The organism is Burkholderia reimsis (genome assembly GCF_003294055.1).
In the GTDB taxonomy this organism is placed as follows: Bacteria; Pseudomonadota; Gammaproteobacteria; order Burkholderiales; family Burkholderiaceae; genus Burkholderia; species Burkholderia cepacia.
In genome coordinates this window covers 41,979-60,558 of sequence record NZ_QMFZ01000028.1, presented here as the reverse complement: position 1 = coordinate 60,558, position 18,580 = coordinate 41,979, and the positions used below count along the sequence as shown (strand labels likewise).

The window sequence follows — 18,580 nt, the reverse complement described above, 5'->3', positions numbered from 1 at the left end:
AGGAGAACAGCATGTCGACACCCGTGAACCGCCAACTGCTGCTGAAGACGCGCCCGGAAGGGCGGGTCGGCCGCGAACATTTCTCGCTCGTCGAAGCGCCCGTGCCGGCGCTCGCGGACGGCGAGGTGCTCGTGCGCGTGCTGTACCTGTCGATGGACCCGACCAACCGCGTGTGGATGAGCGACGTGCCGCAATACCTGCCGCCGGTGGCGATCGGCGAGGTGATGCGCGCGCTCGGCATCGGGCGCGTGGTGGCGTCGCGCAACGCGGGTTTCGCGGAAGGCGATCTCGTGCAGGGGCTCGTCGGCTGGCAGGACTACGCAGTCGTGCCGGCCGACCAGGCCTCGCAGCTCGTGAAGCTGCCCGCGCAGTCGGGCCTGCCGCTGCCGACGCTGCTCGGCGCGTGCGGGATGAGCGGACTGACCGCGTATTACGGGCTGACCGACATCGCGCCGGTGCAGCCGGGCGAGACGCTCGTGGTGTCGGCGGCAGCCGGTTCGGTCGGCTCGATCGCCGGCCAGATCGGCAAGATCCACGGCGCGCGCGTGGTCGGTATCGCGGGCGGCGCGGACAAGTGCCGCTACCTGACCGAGACGCTCGGCTTCGATGCGGCCGTCGACTACAAGGCCGACGATTTCCGTCAGCAGCTGAAGGCCGCGACGCCGGACGGCGTGCACGTGAATTTCGAGAACGTCGGCGGCGAGGTGATGCGCGCGGTACTGTCGCGGATGGTGATCGGCGGGCGCGTCGCGCTGTGCGGCGTGATCTCGAACTACAACAGCGGCCGTGCGGCGGACGACGTCGGCGTGCTGATCTCGAAGCGGCTGACGATGCGCGGCTTCCTGATCCTCGACTATCGCAAGAGCCGCGAGGCCGTGCAGACGCTCTCGGGCTGGCTGCGCGACGGCCGGCTCAAGGCCGAGGAGACGGTCGCAGACGGTCTCGAAAACGCGCCCGACGTGCTGAATCGCCTGTTCGACGGCGATCATCGCGGCAAGCTCGTGCTGCGCGTCGATCCGGACGCGTGAGCGGCCCGCGGCTCGGCGTGCGATGTCGTTCGCACGCTGCCGCGAGAGGGTGTCGACCGCGAGGCGTTCGATCAATCGCGCCTAAGTTTCGGACTTGTCTCATGTATTGTCGGGGCGTGTCTCCCTAAAGTGATTGCCAGCAGATGGCGGCGTGACCGACGCGTCACGCCGCCTTTTTTTCTGGTTACACGGAAGAGGAGCATGAACATGCGAAACGACGCGAACGACGCGAAGCGGGCGGCATCGGCGGCGACGCGCAATCGAACGGTGCGGCGCGCCAGTCCTGTGCCGAGGATCGCGATCGGGCTTGGTGTTGCATTGGCGATGTCGAATGCAATGGCGGCCGGGCATGCCGCGCCGGGCGGTATCGTGCGGTTTGCCGGTGCGCTCGTCGATCTCTACGACGTGACGCTCGACGCGCGGTCGGGCGTGGTGGCCCCGGGACGCGAGGTGGCGGGCGGCGGGGCGGTGGCCACGCTTCGGTTCGATGCACATGGCCGGCGCTTGCCGGGGGCTCATGTGGCGCTGGTCGGGCCCGACGGCGCGCCGTTCGTACCGGATGCCCCGTCGGGTGTGCGCGCAACGTGGCGCGATGCGCACGACGATCGAAGCGTGCCGCTGGTATCGGGCCACTCGTATCGTGTGGGTCCGCATGGCGGCGTGATGACGCTCGCGGCGGATGACGCGACGGGCGCCGTGGCGCCCGTCGTGATCCGCATTCGTCATCCGTGACGGCGCGCGTCGGCAGGGGCGTGGCACGTGGCCACGCGTTGCGTCATTCGTTCTGTTCGGCGCGTGCGTAGATGTCCCAGCTCGCCATGAACAGCGCGGCGACGAGCGGCCCGATCACGAAGCCGGTGATGCCGAACAGCGCCATCCCGCCGAGCGTCGAGATCAGCACGACCCAGTCGGGCATCTTCGTGTCCTTGCCGACGAGGATCGGGCGCAGCAGGTTGTCGACGAGGCCGATCACGCCCACGCAGAACGCGACGAGGATCGCGCATTTCCACACCGCGCCGATCATCAGGAAGTAGAGCGCGGCCGGCACCCATACGAGGCTCGCGCCGATCGCGGGCAGCAGCGACAGGAACGCCATCAGCGCGCCCCACAGCACGACGCCTTCGATCCCGAGGATCCAGAAGATTAGGCCGCCGAGCGCGCCCTGCACGAGCGCGACCGCGATGTTGCCCTTCACCGTCGCGCGCACGACCGTCGTGAACTTGGCCAGCAGCAGGTTCTTGTGCTCGTCGTCGAGCGGCAGCGCGCGGCGCACGCGGCGGCCGATCTCGCCGCCGTCGCGCAGCAGGAAGAACACCATGTACAGCATCACGCCGAAGCTCACGACGAACTGGAAGGTGTTCTGGCCGATGCTGAGCGCCTGGGTTGCCGCGAGCTGGCTGATCTGCGCGGCGCCATCGGTCAGCTTCTTCTGGATGCCCGGGAGGTTGCTCAGGCCGTATTTCTGCAGCAGGTGCTGGATCGACGTAGGCAGCGCGTGGATGATGTCCTGGAAGTACTGCGAATAGTTCGGCTGCGCGGTCTTGATTTCCTGGTACACGTACGCGATTTCCTGCACGAGCGTCGCGGCGACGAACACGAGCGGCAGGATCACGATCAGCACGATCAGCGACAGCGTCACGAGCGCGGCCAGGTTGCGCCGCTTGCCGAAGCGTGCGGCGAGCCACCGCTGCACGGGCTGGAAGAGGATCGCAAGTATGGTGCCCCAGAACACGGCGCCGGAAAACGGCGTGAGAATCCAGCAGAGTCCGACGGTGACCGCGGCCAGCAGGAAATAGAAGAATTTTTGGTGGTCGTGTCCGCTATCCATGGATGACATTCGCGCAGATTGATGCGTGGTTTGATTGAATCTCGTTGCCCCGTGCGAGATCGGTTCGCGATCGTCACGGGTTCACGGCGCAACGCGCTGCGGGCGGCCATCCGCCGGGCGGCCCGAACCGGAGTATGCCCGCAAAGGTGCCGCCATCATAGCGGCTGCGCGCGGCACATGCGAAAACGCCGCGGCCGGGGCCGCGGCGCTGCCGGGAAGCAAACGCGGCGCAACGCCGCGTGCCGCATCGTCAGATGTTGAGCTTCGTGACCTTCGTGCCGTTCACCGACAGGTCGCCCATCAGGCCGGCGTTGGTCAGGATCAGCACCTCGACCGGTGCGGTGGCCGTGTTGGAGTCGACCGCGCCGTTCGCGCCGACCTTCACGACCGCGACCGACGCGTCGGCGCCGGCCGACCAGCCTTCGGACTTGCGGAACGAGTCGAGCGCATCCTGCGTCATGAACAGGAACACGACCGCCTTCGACTGCGCGCCGGCCTGCAGGCCGACCGACAGCGACGACGTGTTGTAGTAGCCGACCGTGCTGCCGCCGACGCGCAGCGCGCCGTTGCCGGACTGGCCGCCGACGATGAAGCCGGCCTGCAGCACGCTCGGGAACACGAGCACGCCGCGCGATTTCGCGACGAGTTCACGCGAGCCCGGCACCGTCGAATAGAGACGCGAGAGCGTCGCGTTGACGCTGGCGTCGATCGACTGGCGCTTCGACGCGCTGGCCGCGGCGCCTTCCGGCTTGTCCGGGGTGGTCGTGCAGCCGGCGAGCGCGAGGCTGCCGAGCAGGACGGCGGCGGCGGCTTTCATGGCAAAGGTCTTCTGCATGGCGTTTCTCCTTCTTTGTCTGATTGATGACGGACGGGGCGGGCGGCGGGACGGCCGGCTCCGTTCAACGGCGGGCAAGGAGCAGGCCCGCAACGAACGCGAGGCCGGCAACGACGCCGGCGGTTTGCCACGGGTTGTCTTGCACGACCTGCGACACGCGTTCGGCGGAATCGCGCAGCCGGGCGGCTGCGCTGCCCGACGCATGGTCGAGCGCGCCGCGTGCTTCATCGAGCCTGGATTGCACGCGCTTGCGCAGCGCGGCGATATCGCCGTCGCCGTCGTTTTTCAGCAGATCTTCGAGTTCATCGACCAGTCCGCGCAGATCGTCGGTGACGTCGGCATGCAGGTCGCGGGCGGCCGAGCGCGTCGTGCGTCCCACGCGCCGGCCCGTGCGACGAATGTCGGACAGGCCGCGGTCCAGCTTGTGTTCGATCGAGTCAGTGAGCGCCATGGTGTTTATCCTCCTTCGATTCAAGGCCAATTTGAAGATAAGACGAATCCCAGCAACTAATGTGATTCGCTTGGCCCGGTTGAGTTTCGAGACAAATTTTCAATTCGTTGGCGGAATTGCCGGGAAGCCCCGCCACGCGGGGCCGCGCGAAGATTGAAAAAAATTCTCAAATGGGCGAAACGCGTGCAACAAGAAGCGATACGAAGTGAATGCCCGGTAAATATGGCGTCGCCCGGGGTACCAGGTAAATAGTGCCATTGCAGGCGATGGGCTGATGCAAATGCACTAATCGACGCTGTACGGGCGAGCAGGGTTTGTGCCTGCGACCGGCATTCGCGAGCCGTTGTCCAGTGCGAGGTCGACGACGAGGGGATCGTGGTCCGACGATCGATACGCGTCGGGTGCGTAATAGGACGACCGATGTGCGGCCGTTTTGTAATCGGGCACGGGTTGCAGTGCAAACGGTTCATCGGCGTTGATGTGCCAGACGTGCACGGCTTTGACGCGTGCGGTCAGGGCCGGCGTCGCGAGCGCGTGATCGAGGCTGCCGGCCTCGCCGCGAAATACGTAGCTGTACGCAGTATCGCCGACGAAGCGCGCCACCAGGTTCGCGTAGCCACGCGATTCGAGCGCGCGAACCGGATCTTCCTTCGCATAGCTGTTCAGGTCGCCGACCAGCAGTACGCCATCGGCCGCGGCGCCTGTCGGCGATCCGGCGAGCCAGCCGGCGATGCGCACGGCGGCCCGCGTGCGCGCCGCGTTCCAGCAGCCCTGGCCGTCCGACCGGTCGAGATCGGCGCCGGTCGCGTTCGGGCACTTCTTCGATTTCAGGTGATTGACCGCGACCGTCAACGCGCGCGTGCCGCCGACGCGCCGGAATGTCTGCGCGAGCGGCGGGCGATGCCGGCTGCCGAGCGAGACGGTCGCGGCGCGGCCGACCGGCTCGACCGTGCGGCTGTCGTACAGCAGCGCGACCGTGATTGCATCGCGGCCGAGCCGCGCGGTGCCGGGATCGACCGCGCGCCAGCCTTCGCCAAGCTGCGCGGCGAGACGCCGCACGGCGCTCGTGTCGCCGTGGCCATTGTTCGCGATTTCCATCAGCCCGATCACGTCGGCTCGCAGCGCGCGCAATGCCGCAACGATCTTCGCCTCCTGCCGCGCGAACACGGCGGGCGTTTTCGCTCCTCGGCCGGCCGGGGCATCGAATCCGCCGCCGTGCCCGTCACCATTGAAATAGTTGAATACGTTGAACGACACGATGCGCGCGTCGGCATCGGGATGACGGGCCGGCGCATCGGTACGCGGGTTCGAGGCGGCATCGAAGACGGGCGCCGCGCCGGCAACCGGTTGCAGCCGCCATGCGCCGTAGCGCAGTTCGAGCACACCCTCGACGCCGCGCACCGTGTAGCCCGCGCGCAGCGTGTTGGCGGCGCTGAGCGCGGGTGGCGGATAGCGCACGGTTGCGGGATCGCGGCGGTTCGAGCCGTCGTCGAGCACGATGCGGTTGCGTGCGTTGGCTGCCGCGAGCGTGGCGGCCTCGGCCGGCGGTGCGACGTGGGTCGGGATGCGCAGCCGGCCGTGGCTGAGGACGACGCTGCCGTAGCGGCCGAGTGCGTGGGTATCGCTGACCGTCAGCGTTTGCGGCAGGCGCACGCGCATGCCTTCATGCGCGGCCAGCACGGATAACGAGGCGACCGGCAGCGTGAGCGTTGCCGGGGTGACGGCCTGCCCGCTTGCGCAGACGGTCATGCCGCCCGACAGCGTGAATTGCGTCCGGCCGTAGCGCTCGTCGACGCGGCCCGTGAGATGCACGAGATCGCCGGCCTTTGCCCGCGCGTTCGGTGCGTACACGAACACGCCTTCCGGGACGCCCGGCCGGTGCCGTCGCTGCGCGTCGGCCTGCTGGACGAAGAAGCCGCCCAGGCCGTCGGTGCCGGCGAATGCCGCGGTGACGACCGCTTCGATCGAGGTCGTTTGCCCGGCCAGCGGCGACGGGCCGCCGGCGCCGCGGAGGTCGGCAATCGGCGTGGTTGCGCCGCCGCAGCCGACGCTGACCGGCGGCGCGGCCGCGGCGGGCCCGGCGAGGAGGACGAAGAGGGGGGAGAGGACGAAGAACGCTGCAACGGCAGGCGGCGAAAGCAGGCGTGACATGGGGCGGTCCACAGGAAGAAAATCCGACGATTCGGGAAAGCATCTTGACGGCAAAATGTCAGGAAGCGGCGAAATTGGCCGTCCGGCCAGTGTGCCGATCGGCCGACGATGCAACGCGCACGGCGGCTGTTACGCTTTTGCATCGGCGGCGCATCCCGATCGCGCAGCACACGCTGCCGCGCCCCGTTCCCACAGGAGAAATCCATGTCCTACATGCTGTTGATTGTCGAGCCGACCGACCAGCGTGCCGAGCGCACGCTCGACGAAGGCCAGGCGCTGTACGCGCGGATGGTCGATTTCGCCGAGACGCTGAAGGCGCGCGGCGTGCTGCGCGGTGTCGAGTCGCTGGAGCGTTCCGAGCGCGGCACGCGCGTGCAGGTGCGCGACGGCGAGACGCGCCTGCTCGACGGCCCGTTCGCGGAGGTGAAGGAGATGGTCGGCGGCTTCTTTCTCGTCGATGTCGATACCCGCGAGGAAGCGATCGAGATCGCGCGCCAGTGCCCGGCCGCGCAATGGTGCACGGTCGAGGTACGCGCGGTCGGCCCGTGCTTCCTCTGAATGCCGCGACTCGGTATTTACCCTGATTGGTCGAGGAACGTGTCGATCCGCGCGTCTTCCGGCCGTCGTCCGGATAAGGCGCCGCCGAACGGGCGCCGCCTGCCACCGATGACAAGGAGTAAACGATGCGATTCATGATCATGATCCGGGCGAACGCCGTCAGCGAATCCGACGCGTTGCCGGACAACCGGCTGGTCGAAGCCATGACCGTCTACCACGAGGAACTGGCCAGGGCCGGCGTGCTGCTCGACGCGAACGGGCTGCGGCCGAGCGCGCGCGGCTGGCGCGTGCGCTACACGGGCGGCAAGGGCACGGTGATCGACGGCCCGTTCGCCGAAACGAAGGAACTGATCGCCGGCTATACGCTGATCCAGGTGCGTTCGCGCGACGAGGCGCTCGAATGGACGCGCCGGTTCCCCGCGCCGTTCGGCGCCGAAATGGACTGCGAGATCGAGGTGCGGCCGCTGTTCGAGCTCGACGACCTCACCCCGAGCGACGCGGTCGAGCGGTTCCGCGATCTCCACGTCGGTCGCACCCAGGCCTGAATCCACCCGAATCCAGTCTCACCGGAGCATCCGTCATGCACAAGATGGTTTTCATCAACCTGCCCGTGGCCGACCTGCCGCGCGCGAAGACGTTCTACCAGGCACTCGGTTTCGAGGTCGTGCCGGCCTACACCAACGAACAGGCCGCCTGCATCAAGATCAGCGACACGATTTTCGCGATGCTGCTCGTGCGGCCGTTTTTCCAGACCTTCACCGGCAAGACCATCGTCGATCCGGCGACGCAGGTGCAGGCGCTGACGTGCCTGTCGTGCGACAGCCGTGCCGAGGTCGACGCGATCGTCGCGAAGGCGCTCGCGGCCGGCGGGTCCGCGCCGCAGGCGCCGCGCGAGTATCCGAACATGTACGGCCACGGGTTCGACGATCCGGACGGCCATGCATGGGAGCTGATGGCCATGCCGCTGGATGCGTCCGCCCAGGGGCAGGCGTCGTGACGCTCGAGGCGACTCACCGTGCGATCGAAGCGGTCTGGCGGATCGAGGCGCCCAAGATCATCGCGCGCGCCGCGCGCGTGGTGCGCGACGTCGGCGTGGCCGAGGAGCTGGCGCAGGACACGCTCGTCGCGGCGCTCGAGCACTGGCCCGTCGACGGCGTGCCCGACAACCCGGCCGCGTGGCTGATGACGGCCGTGAAGCGCCGCGCGCTCGACCGGGTTCGGCAGGAGTCGCTCCACGCGGCGAAGCGCGACCAGCTCGGCCACGAGATGGACGCGCTCGAAGCGCATGTCGTGCCCGACATCGCGGATGCGCTCGCCGACGCGAGCGACGACGACATCGGCGACGATCTGCTGCGGCTGATCTTCACGTCGTGCCACCCGGTGCTGTCGACCGATGCGCGCGTCGCGCTGACGCTGCGGCTGCTCGGCGGGCTGACGACGGGCGAGATCGCGCGCGCGTTCCTGACGCCCGAGCCGACGATCGCGCAGCGGATCGTGCGCGCCAAGCGCACGCTCGCGGCCGCGCACGTGCCGTTCGAGGTGCCGGCCGCCGATGCGCGGCCCGCGCGGCTCGCGTCGGTGCTCGAGGTGATCTATCTCGTGTTCAACGAAGGCCACGCGGCGACCGCGGGCGACGACTGGACGCGCCCGGCGCTGTGCGACGAGGCGCTGCGGCTCGGCCGCGTGCTGGCCGGCCTGGCGCCGGACGAGAGCGAAGTGCTCGGGCTCGTCGCGCTGATGGAACTGCAGGCGTCGCGCATGCACGCGCGCACCGACGCGCAGGGCCGGCCCGTGCTGCTGCTCGACCAGGATCGCAGCCGCTGGGATCCGCTCTTGATCCGGCGCGGCCTCGCGGCGCTGGAGCAGGCGACGAAGCTCGGCGGCGTGCGCGGGCCGTATGCGTTGCAGGCTGCACTCGCTGCCTGCCATGCGCGTGCGCGGCAGGCGGCGGACACGGACTGGGCGCAGATCGTCGCGCTGTACGACGCGCTCGCCGAGGTCGCGCCGTCGCCGGTCGTCGAACTGAATCGCGCGGTGGCCGTCGGGATGGCGTTCGGGCCCGCCGCGGCGCTCGAACTCGTCGACGTGCTGCGCGACGATCCGGCGCTTGCGCGCTATCACTGGCTGCCGAGCGTGCGCGGCGACCTGCTGGCGAAGCTTGGCCGCGCCGACGAGGCCAAGGCCGAATTCCGCCGCGCGGCGGAACTGACGCGCAACGAGCGCGAGCGCGAATTGCTGCTCAGGCGCGCGACCGACGCGTGAGGCGCGCGGCACGTACGCGGCATGCATGCGGCACGCACGCAGCACGCAGTACGCACGCAGTACGCACACGCAGCACGCAGCACGCACACGCGCACCCCTCACACGCGTACCCCGCGCACCACCCCGCAACGCATCGCGCCCCGCCGTGCAACGCGCCGACTATCGTCCGGATTGAAAAAGCCTATTGGGGGATGCGAACGCGAGCGCCTAGATTGAAGAACGCGATACGCGCGCCGCGGCGCACGCATCGTTCCCCACATACCTGATCGGCCCGGCTTCGCACGCGGCCGCGCCGACTCGAACGGAGGCGCAAATGGCTCAACTCAAGGGCAGCAAAACCGAAGAGAACCTGAAGGCCGCATTCGCGGGCGAATCGCAGGCGAACCGGCGTTATCTGTATTTCGCTTCGAAGGCTGACGTCGAAGGCCAGAACGACGTCGCCGCGCTGTTCCGCTCGACCGCCGAAGGCGAAACCGGCCATGCGCACGGCCATCTCGAATACCTGGAAGCCGTCGGCGATCCGGCAACGGGCTTGCCGTTCGGTTCCTCGCGATTGAATCTCGAATCGGCGATCGCCGGCGAAACGCACGAATACACGGACATGTATCCGGGCATGGCGAAGACGGCGCGCGACGAGGGCTTCGACGAAATCGCGAACTGGTTCGAGACGCTCGCGAAGGCCGAACGCAGCCACGCGAATCGCTATACGAAGGCGCTGGACAGTCTCGTCGACTGACAGGCCGCCGCGGGCCGCACGGCAGGCCGTGCGACCGGCAAGCGGCCGGCTGTTCGTTCATCGCTGCCCCGCATCGCGCGGGCGGCGCTGGCGCGCATGCGCGCCACGCTGGAGCGCCCCATGCCCCACAAGGAAGGCAGTCTCGAAGCCCCGACCCGGCATCCGCTCGACTGGCAGTCCGATGCGTTCTACGACCAGGCCGCGATCGACGCGGAAATGACGCGCGTGTTCGACATCTGTGCCGGATGCCGGCGCTGCGTGTCGCTGTGCGGCGCGTTTCCGACGCTGTTCGACCTGGTCGACGACACGCCGATGGGCGATATCGAGGAAGTGCCGAAGGCGGCGTTCGGCAAGGTCGTCGACCAGTGCTACCTGTGCGACCTCTGCTACATGACGAAATGCCCGTACGTGCCGCCGCACGCATGGAACGTCGACTTCCCGCACCTGATGCTGCGCGGCAAGGCCGCGCGCTACAAGCGCGGCGAAGCGACGTTGCGCGACAAGGTGCTGTCGAACACCGACGCGCTCGGTCACTTTGCCGGCATTCCGATCGTCACGCAGGCGGTGAACGCGGTGAACCGTACGCCGCCCGCGCGTCATGCGCTCGAAGCGACGCTCGGCGTCGATCGCCATGCGTGGCTGCCGGAATTCGCGCCGCGCAAGTTCCGGCGCGCGGCGAAACCGTCGGACGGCCTGCCCGTGCGCGACGGCGAACGCACGCCCGGCAAGGTCGCGATCTACGCGACCTGTTACGTGAATTTCAACGAGCCGGGCATCGGCCACGACCTGCTCGCGATCCTCGCGCACAACGACATCCCTTACGAGCTCGTCACGCGCGAAGCCTGCTGCGGAATGCCGCTGCTCGAGCAGGGCAATCTCGCCGGCGTGGCCGCGAAGAAGGACGTGAACCTGCCCGTGCTCGAACGCTATGCGCGCGAAGGTTATGCACTGATCGGCGCGATTCCGAGCTGCGTGCTGATGTACAAGAGCGAGCTGCCGCTGATGTTCCCCGGCGACGACGCGGTGCGCGCCGTGGCCGATGCATTCTGGGATCCGTTCGAATACGTGATCGCACGGCATCGCGACGGGTTGCTGAAGACCGATTTCAAGACGGGCCTCGGCACCGTGTCGTATCACGTGCCGTGCCATGCGCGTGTGCAGAACATCGGTCGCAAGACGGCCGACGCGCTGTCGCTCGTGCCCGATACGCGCGTGAACGTCGTCGAGCGCTGCTCGGGCCACGCGGGCACGTTCGGCGTGAAAAAGGAGTTTCATGCGGACGCGATGCGGATCGGCGGGCCCGTGTTCAAGGCGATGGCCGAGCCGCAGCCGGATTTCGTGTCGTCGGACTGCGCGCTGGCCGGCCATCACATCGTGCAGGGCATCGACGACAACGGGCTGCCGTCCGCGCCGCTCGCGCATCCGCTCACGCTGCTGCGCCGCGCATACGGCATCTGAGCCGCCGCCGGCCGACCCACGAGGACATCCCATGACGTTGACCCGCGACTCCCTGCTGACGCTCGAAGCGTACGCGAAGATCCGCAAGGCCGAGCACGCGCGGCTCGTCGCGTACAAGCGCCGCCGCGCGGTGGCCCTCGGCAACCACCTGCGCTTCCTGTTCGAGGACGAGACGACGATCCGCTATCAGATCCAGGAGATGCTGCACATCGAGAAGATCTTCGACCAGGCCGGCATCGAAGGGGAGCTGGAAGCGTATCTGCCGCTCGTGCCCGACGGCACGAACCTGAAGGCGACGATGCAGATCGAGTATGAGCACGAGGTCGAACGGCGTGCGGCGCTCGCGCGGCTGATCGGTGTCGAGGATCGCGTGTACCTGCAGGTCGACGGGCACGCGCGCATTTATGCGATCGCCGACGAGGATCTCGAGCGCGACAACGCCGAGAAGACGTCGGCCGTGCACTTCTTGCGCTTCGAGCTCGACGCGCCGATGCGCGCGGCGCTCAAGGGCGGGGCGGCGCTGTCGATCGGCTGCGATCACCCGGCCTACACGATGCCGGCGCAGCGCGTGGACGCAGACGTGACCGCATCGCTGGCCGGCGATCTGCGCTGACGCATCCGCAGCACGTCAGCGGCGCTTCCGGCACTTCCGGTGCGTCCCGCGCACCGGTTTCCATTTTTCCGTTCCGACCCGAAACGCGATCTCCGCACGCGATGCGGCGCGTATCGTTCGCCTGCCGCCGCGAAGATGTAACAGGCGTCACGAACTTGCATCCAGCGAAAGACGTGCATCGCACGTCACCGTGCTTTCATCACTCGCAGAGAAACAATAAAAAGATTGTGCACGGAGATAATTAAAATCGGCGAAATTTGAATGATTTACCGATTCGTGAATATCTTGTTACGCTTTTTTCCCTGATTTACCGATGTTGGGAAGCAATGCGCGGGATTGTTGCCGGCATGGGGCGGAGCGGCCCGAAAATGCCCATTCGCTGGCATTCTTCATACGCTGGAGAGCCCCGCCAGACGGGCCTTTGCAGCGTCGGGCATAAAGATCCCGCAAAAAAATTCAAGCATAAATACATTACGCACCCTTGGCAGGTTGTTTCAGTGCGTAACATTAAGTCATTGTCATATTGAGATAAACCCTAGGGATGGTATGCTTCGTGCACAAAAATTCCCACATTGGAGTGAGACCGTGATTTGTGCGCCATTGCCGGGAATGGCGGCACCGTGAAAGTGCGGTGTCGCACCGGCATGCACAACACCGGATAAGCATAATGTGCAACCTGGCCGCCCCGCGACGCGATGTGTCGCGATGGCGCCGCCAATCGCAGCCCCGGCCTGGCTGCGTGGAGAGATCTACTATGTTCTTCGATGAGCTTACCGATGAAGAGTGGTTTCGTCTTTCAACGCTGATCGCCGATGAACCCATCCGGCTGAACCGTCGTGGGCGTCCGCGTGCCGAACCGCGCGTCGTCGCCAACGCGGTGCTCTGGATCCTGACGACCGGTGAAGCCTGGTCGAAGCTGCCCGGTCGTTATCCGTCCGGGCCGACGTGCCGTCGCCGTTACGAGGAATGGCTGGCGTCCGGCACGCTGCTGCAGATGATCGACGTGCTGACCCAGTTCAGCGGGCGCACGTTCGCGTATATCCCGCCGCCGCCGGTGCCGGTCGTGCCCGCACGCCGTGCCGAGCCCGTGCCCGACAACGATCGCTTGCGCGGCGTGTTCTGGCAAAACCCCGAGTCGTGGCAATTGCCGGTCGCGCACGCAAACGTTTGGGATGGCGAAGGCGCGTCGCAGTCGTCGATGCAGGACGACGCCGAGGCGCGGCCGTCCGATGCGTCGTTCGTGGTGCCGGGCGCGCGGTCGGTGGAGTTGCGCCATGCGCGTGCGTCGTCGGCGAGCTTCGCCGCGGCCGAACCGCAAGTCGACGAGTATCGCGGCTATACGATCCGCGGCATCGCGCAGCCCGTGCAGAACCTGATGTATCGCGCGTGGGCCGAGATCTCGCAGGACGAGCGGCGCGTCGAGCGTTCGGGCCTGATCGGCCCGCGCTTCACCGATGCCGAGGAAGCCGAGCAGTTCGCGCTCGACTGGGCACGTCAGTGGATCGATCGCCATGGTGCGAGCGACGAACCGGCACGCGCGCCGCAAGGCGAGGTGCTGGCCGGCCTGTCCGCGCTCGCGCGTGCGGAGTCGGACATCAAGCGCTTCATCGCCGAGCGGCACACGAGCGCGCTGTCCGAAAGCCGCAACGATCCGGTGCAGCAGGAGCGTCGCGAATACGTGTACCGCGTAGGCTGATCGCCGCACCGGTGAAACGGGCGGGCCGTCGTGTGCCACGACGCCCGCGCGGAAGCTCCGTCTTTCCATGCCTGCCTGCATCGCCCGGGGCGCCACCGTCGAAGCGGCGCCCCGGGCGCACGTGTGTTACTGGCGGCCGTAGGTATCGTCGAAGCGAACGATGTCGTCCTCGCCGAGATACGCGCCCGACTGCACTTCGATCAGCTCGAGCGGCATCTTGCCCGGGTTCTCGAGGCGATGCGACACGCCGAGCGGGATGTACGTCGATTCGTTTTCGGACAGCAGGAACGTTTCGTCGCCGCGCGTGATGCGCGCGGTGCCGCGCACGACGATCCAGTGTTCGGCGCGGTGGTGGTGCATCTGCAGCGACAGCCGCGCACCCGGTTTCACGACGATGCGTTTCACCTGGAAGCGTTCGCCCATGTCGACCGAGTCGTAGTGGCCCCACGGGCGATGCACCTTGCGGTGATCGGACGCTTCCGCGCCGCGTTGCGCCTTGATGCGCCCGACGATTTTCTTCACGTCCTGCACGCGCGACTTGTCCGCGACGAGCACGGCGTCGGGGGTTTCGACGACGACGAGGTTCTGCGTGCCGACGCAGGCGACGAGCCGGCTTTCCGAATGCGCGAACGTCGATTCCGCGTCTTCGAGCAGCACGTGGCCGCGGCCGACGTTGCCGGCTTCGTCCTTCTCCGAGATCTGCCAGATCGCATCCCACGAGCCGACGTCCGACCAGCCCGCGTCGAGCGGCACGACGACGCTCTCGCACAGTTGCGGCAGGCTCGCGAGCGGCTCCATCACCGCGTAGTCGATCGAGTTCGACGGCGACGCGGCGAATGCGTCGCGATCGACGCGGAAGAAATCGCCATCGGCCTTGCCCTGGGCGACGGCCTGTTCGCAGGCCGCGTAGATCGCGGGTTCGAGCTGGCGGATCGCTTTCAGCCACACCGATGCGCGCACGATGAAGATCCCGCTGTTCCACCAGTATTCGCCCGATGCGACGTACTGCTGAGCGAGTTCGAGATGCGGTTTCTCGACGAAACGATCGAGGCGGCGCACGTCGAGGCTGCCCGTCGCGGCGTCGCCGAGCGGCGCGCCGACGCGGATGTAGCCGTAGCCGGTTTCCGCGTGCTTGGGCACGATGCCCATCGTCGCGATCCGGCCTTGCTTCGCGCAGTGCACGCCGGCCGCGACCGCGGCGTGAAAGCGCGGCAGGTCGGCCACCGCATGGTCGGCCGGCATCACGGTCATGATCGCGTCGTTGCCGTCGGCGACGAGCCGCAGCGCGGCGAGCGTCAGCGCGGGCGCGGTGTCGCGGGCGATCGGCTCGAGCATGATCGACGCGGACTTGCCGGTCAGGCGCAGCTGTTCGGCGGTCGTGAAGCGGTGATCCTCGCCGCATACGATCAGCACGTCGTCGGTCAGCGGATGATCGCCCGCCAGGCCGTCGAGGCGCAGCGCGGTCGACTGCAGCAACGAATGTTCGCCGAGCAAGCCGATCAGCTGTTTCGGAAAGCGCTCGCGCGACATCGGCCACAGGCGCGTGCCGGAGCCGCCGGCGAGAATCACCGGTTGCACGGCGACGCGCGTGCCGGCGGCGGGTGCGGCGGAAGGGGAATGGCGCGTTTCGGCAGCCACGGCCGGAGCATTCATGTTGACACTCTCCACGGTTGAAGTCAGTGCCTGCCGTTGTAGCATGAAGTAAATCGACAATAAAACCGGACCCATTGCCTGATATTCGCCGGGCATTCACCGGGAAGAATTTTCCGCGCCAGCATCCGGTGCAAATAAAAAAGTAAAAAATAAATCGGTGAATCGGCTGGTGTTGACCGCCCGCAAAGGGTGAGCGGAAACCGTAAAGCTTCCGAAAAATTCCCGATTCGTGATCATTTCGGGAAAAGCTGCCGATTTAATTCAAAAACTACGCAGCAAGAATTTCCGATTATTTTTCGAAATACTTGTGCGCTTGAGGCGGAATTTTCTTACCGCTTCAATAGCGTCATGCAACGTTTGAATCGAATGTGCGGCACGGGTCGCACGAGGAGCTGTTCGGCAAACGCCTGTTCAAAGAGGAAGCAGACATGTTGAGCGTGCTGGCGAGAGTCATCGATATCGCGATGGTCGTAGCGGGGGCGCTGATCGCCGCCGCACTGCACGGCGGCAGCATCTGGCTCAACGACCTGCAGCGCACGACGGTGCTGTTCGACTGCCTGCTCGTCGTCGTGTTCTTTCCGGCCATCGGCATTTACCAGTCGTGGCGCGGCAAGCGTCTCGTCGGGCTGGTGGGCCGGGTTGCGTTCGCGTGGCTCGTGGTCGAGCTCGCGGGCATCCTGATGAGCTTCAGTTTCCATCAGTCGGGCGACCTGTCGCGGCTGTGGCTGGGTTACTGGGCGCTCGTGACGATGGCGCTGCTCGCCGGCTCGAAAGCCTGCGTGCACGTCGTGCTGCGGCAGCTGCGCCGCGGCGGCTACAACCTGAAGGCGGTCGCGATCGTCGGCGGTACGCCGGCGGCGCGGCGGCTGATCGCGCAGATGCGGGCGCGGCCGGAAGCCGGTTTCAACCCGGTGTGCGTCTACGACGAAAGCGAAGCGCCGGGCGAGGTCGCGCTCGACGACGTGCGCATCGAGCGGCAGTTCGAATCGCTGGTGTGGCTGGTGCGCAGCCGCGCGATCAGCGAGCTGTGGCTCACGCTGCCGATCACGGAGGAACGCCGGATTCACCAGATCGTGACCGTGTTCCGCCACGACTTCGTCAACATCCGCTTCATCCCGGACGTGCGCACGCTGTCGTTCTTCAACCAGGAAGTGGTCGAGGTGCTCGGCGTGCCGGCGATCAACCTCGCGGCGTCGCCGATCACCGACGTGCGGATCCTGCCGAAGTTCGTGTTCGACCGGCTGTTCGCGCTGGCCGCACTCACCGCGCTTGCGCCGGTGATGGTGGTGATCGCCGGCCTGATCAAGCTGACGTCGCGCGGGCCGGTGTTCTTCCGCCAGAAGCGCAAGGGCATCGACGGGCACGAGTTCGAGATCTACAAGTTCCGCTCGATGAAGGTGCACCAGGAAGTGGCCGGGCAGGTCACGCAGGCGACCAGGAACGACTCGCGCGTGACGCCGGTCGGCCGGTTCCTGCGCCGCACGAGCCTCGACGAGCTGCCGCAGTTCATCAACGTATTGAAGGGCGAGATGTCGGTCGTCGGCCCGCGCCCGCATGCGCTCGCGCACGACGACATCTACAAGGATCTCGTCAAGGGCTACATGTTCCGCTACCGGATCAAGCCGGGCATCACCGGCTGGGCGCAGATCAACGGCTTTCGCGGCGAGACCGACCAGATCGAGAAGATGATGGGACGCGTGAAGCTCGATCTGTACTACATGCAGAACTGGTCGTTCTGGCTCGACATCAAGATCGTCGTGCTGACGCTCTGGAAAGGCTTCACCGGCAGCAACGCGTACTGAGTACCGAGGCCGCGCCACGCAGGCATCGCGGTTTTACGAATTTCGAATCATTGGTCAAGAGGTCCGACACATCATGAATCTGACTATCATCGGCAGCGGTTACGTAGGTCTTGTCACCGGCGCCTGTCTCGCCGACATCGGGCACGACGTGTTCTGTCTCGACGTCGACCAGGCAAAGATCGACATCCTGAACAACGGCGGCGTGCCGATCCACGAGCCGGGCCTCAAGGAAGTGATCGCGCGCAACCGCTCGGCGGGCCGCCTGCGCTTCTCGACCGATATCGAGGCCGCGGTCGCGCACGGCGACGTGCAGTTCATCGCGGTCGGCACGCCGCCCGACGAGGACGGCTCGGCCGACCTGCAATACGTGCTCGCGGCGGCGCGCAACATCGGCCGCTACATGACCGGCTTCAAGGTGATCGTCGACAAGTCGACGGTGCCGGTCGGCACGGCCGAGCGCGTGCGCGCGGCGGTGGCCGAAGAGCTCGCGAAGCGCGGCGGCGACCAGATGTTCTCGGTGGTGTCGAATCCGGAATTCCTGAAGGAAGGCGCGGCGGTCGACGATTTCACGCGGCCGGACCGCATCGTGATCGGCTGCGACGACGACGTGCCGGGCGAGCGCGCCCGCGAGCTGATGAAGAAGCTCTATGCGCCGTTCAACCGCAACCACGAACGCACGCTGTACATGGACGTGCGCTCGGCCGAGTTCACGAAATACGCGGCGAACGCGATGCTCGCGACCCGCATCTCGTTCATGAACGAGCTGGCGAACCTCGCCGACCGTTTCGGCGCGGACATCGAGGCCGTGCGCCGCGGGATCGGCTCCGATCCGCGCATCGGCTATCACTTCCTGTATGCCGGCTGCGGCTACGGCGGCTCGTGCTTCCCGAAGGACGTCGAGGCGCTGATCCGCACGGCCGACGAGCACGGGCAGGCACTGCAGATCCTGAAGGCCGTGTCGTCGGTCAACGCCACGCAAAAGCGCGTGCTCGCCGAGAAGATCGTCGCCCGCTTCGGCGAGGACCTGACCGGCCGCACGTTCGCGATCTGGGGCCTCGCGTTCAAGCCGAACACCGATGACATGCGCGAAGCGCCGAGCCGCGAGCTGATCGCCGAGCTGCTGTCGCGCGGGGCGCGCATCGCCGCGTACGACCCGGTCGCGCAGCAGGAAGCGCGCCGCGTGATCGCGCTCGATCTCGCCGATCACCCGAGCTGGCTCGAGCGCCTGAGCTTCGTCGACGACGAGGCGCAGGCCGCACGCGATGCCGACGCGCTCGTGATCGTCACCGAATGGAAGATCTTCAAGAGCCCCGACTTCGTCGCGCTCGGCCGCCTGTGGAAAGCGCCGGTGATCTTCGACGGCCGCAACCTGTACGAGCCGGAGACGATGAGCGAGCAGGGCATCGAATACCACCCGATCGGCCGGCCGGGCTCGCGCCAGGCCGTCGCCGCGCGTGTGCCGGGCACCGCGCCCGCGAGCGCGTAATCCGTTTCCCGTCACTCGTTACG

At 67.0% G+C, this 18,580-nt stretch carries 17 protein-coding genes; 12 read left to right on the top strand and 5 right to left on the bottom strand.

Annotated elements, in window-relative coordinates:
* Positions 1–11: 11 nt before the first annotated feature.
* The gene (locus DPV79_RS28025; RefSeq protein ID WP_113047022.1) at positions 12–1,028 is read left to right on the top strand and encodes an NADP-dependent oxidoreductase; all 1,017 of its coding nucleotides are present in this window, start codon (positions 12–14) and stop codon (positions 1,026–1,028) included.
* 201 nt (positions 1,029–1,229) lie between these two features.
* Positions 1,230–1,760, top strand: coding sequence for a thioesterase (locus DPV79_RS28020; protein WP_425267365.1), 531 nt, complete (start codon positions 1,230–1,232; stop codon positions 1,758–1,760).
* Between the two features lie 43 nt (positions 1,761–1,803).
* Here the strand turns inward: DPV79_RS28020 and DPV79_RS28015 are convergent, their stop codons facing one another.
* The 4 genes from DPV79_RS28015 to DPV79_RS28000 form a co-directional block, all read right to left on the bottom strand.
* Entirely contained in the window at positions 1,804–2,856 is a 1,053-nt protein-coding gene (locus DPV79_RS28015; RefSeq protein WP_042973615.1) for an AI-2E family transporter, read from the bottom strand.
* Between the two features lie 250 nt (positions 2,857–3,106).
* On the bottom strand, positions 3,107–3,691 hold the full coding sequence (locus DPV79_RS28010; protein ID WP_021157601.1) for a BPSL1445 family SYLF domain-containing lipoprotein: 585 nt from the start codon (positions 3,689–3,691) through the stop codon (positions 3,107–3,109).
* Between the two features lie 64 nt (positions 3,692–3,755).
* Positions 3,756–4,142: an ElaB/YgaM/YqjD family protein gene (locus DPV79_RS28005; RefSeq protein WP_021157600.1), complete on the bottom strand. Its 387-nt coding sequence runs from the start codon at positions 4,140–4,142 to the stop codon at positions 3,756–3,758.
* 285 nt (positions 4,143–4,427) lie between these two features.
* Entirely contained in the window at positions 4,428–6,293 is a 1,866-nt protein-coding gene (locus tag DPV79_RS28000) for an ExeM/NucH family extracellular endonuclease (protein ID WP_113047021.1), read from the bottom strand.
* A 204-nt stretch (positions 6,294–6,497) separates the two neighbouring features.
* Here DPV79_RS28000 and DPV79_RS27995 point away from each other — a divergent pair, with 204 nt between their 5' ends.
* From DPV79_RS27995 to DPV79_RS27960, 8 genes are all read left to right on the top strand, one after another.
* Positions 6,498–6,851 (top strand): YciI family protein, encoded by a 354-nt coding sequence (locus DPV79_RS27995; protein WP_021164040.1) that lies wholly within the window; start codon positions 6,498–6,500, stop codon positions 6,849–6,851.
* A gap of 125 nt (positions 6,852–6,976) precedes the next feature.
* Complete coding sequence (locus tag DPV79_RS27990) at positions 6,977–7,396, top strand: YciI family protein (protein ID WP_021164039.1); 420 nt, start codon at positions 6,977–6,979, stop codon at positions 7,394–7,396.
* Between the two features lie 35 nt (positions 7,397–7,431).
* On the top strand, positions 7,432–7,848 hold the full coding sequence (locus tag DPV79_RS27985; protein WP_021164038.1) for a VOC family protein: 417 nt from the start codon (positions 7,432–7,434) through the stop codon (positions 7,846–7,848).
* Positions 7,845–9,113, top strand: coding sequence for an RNA polymerase sigma factor (locus tag DPV79_RS27980; protein ID WP_021164037.1), 1,269 nt, complete (start codon positions 7,845–7,847; stop codon positions 9,111–9,113). The genes DPV79_RS27985 and DPV79_RS27980 overlap by 4 nt, the downstream gene beginning before the upstream one ends.
* A 313-nt stretch (positions 9,114–9,426) precedes the next feature.
* Positions 9,427–9,849, top strand: a complete 423-nt coding sequence (locus tag DPV79_RS27975; protein WP_006497294.1) for a rubrerythrin family protein — start codon at positions 9,427–9,429, stop codon at positions 9,847–9,849.
* Positions 9,850–9,969: 120 nt separating this feature from the next.
* On the top strand, positions 9,970–11,307 hold the full coding sequence (locus DPV79_RS27970) for a heterodisulfide reductase-related iron-sulfur binding cluster (protein WP_027791021.1): 1,338 nt from the start codon (positions 9,970–9,972) through the stop codon (positions 11,305–11,307).
* Positions 11,308–11,338: 31 nt separating this feature from the next.
* Positions 11,339–11,920 carry a DUF3501 family protein gene (locus DPV79_RS27965; RefSeq protein ID WP_021163254.1) on the top strand — a complete coding sequence of 194 codons (582 nt, stop codon included), beginning with the start codon at positions 11,339–11,341 and terminating at the stop codon, positions 11,918–11,920.
* 754 nt (positions 11,921–12,674) lie between these two features.
* Positions 12,675–13,616 carry a transposase gene (locus DPV79_RS27960; protein ID WP_113047020.1) on the top strand — a complete coding sequence of 314 codons (942 nt, stop codon included), beginning with the start codon at positions 12,675–12,677 and terminating at the stop codon, positions 13,614–13,616.
* 126 nt (positions 13,617–13,742) lie between these two features.
* Here DPV79_RS27960 and DPV79_RS27955 read toward each other — a convergent pair whose 3' ends face one another.
* On the bottom strand, positions 13,743–15,269 hold the full coding sequence (locus DPV79_RS27955; protein ID WP_059493574.1) for a mannose-1-phosphate guanylyltransferase/mannose-6-phosphate isomerase: 1,527 nt from the start codon (positions 15,267–15,269) through the stop codon (positions 13,743–13,745).
* 428 nt (positions 15,270–15,697) lie between these two features.
* Here DPV79_RS27955 and DPV79_RS27950 point away from each other — a divergent pair, with 428 nt between their 5' ends.
* Both DPV79_RS27950 and DPV79_RS27945 read left to right on the top strand, forming a co-directional pair.
* Positions 15,698–17,071 (top strand): undecaprenyl-phosphate glucose phosphotransferase, encoded by a 1,374-nt coding sequence (locus DPV79_RS27950; RefSeq protein WP_059493727.1) that lies wholly within the window; start codon positions 15,698–15,700, stop codon positions 17,069–17,071.
* Positions 17,072–17,144: 73 nt separating this feature from the next.
* Entirely contained in the window at positions 17,145–18,557 is a 1,413-nt protein-coding gene (locus tag DPV79_RS27945) for a UDP-glucose dehydrogenase family protein (protein ID WP_048022236.1), read from the top strand.
* Positions 18,558–18,580 lie beyond the last annotated feature (23 nt).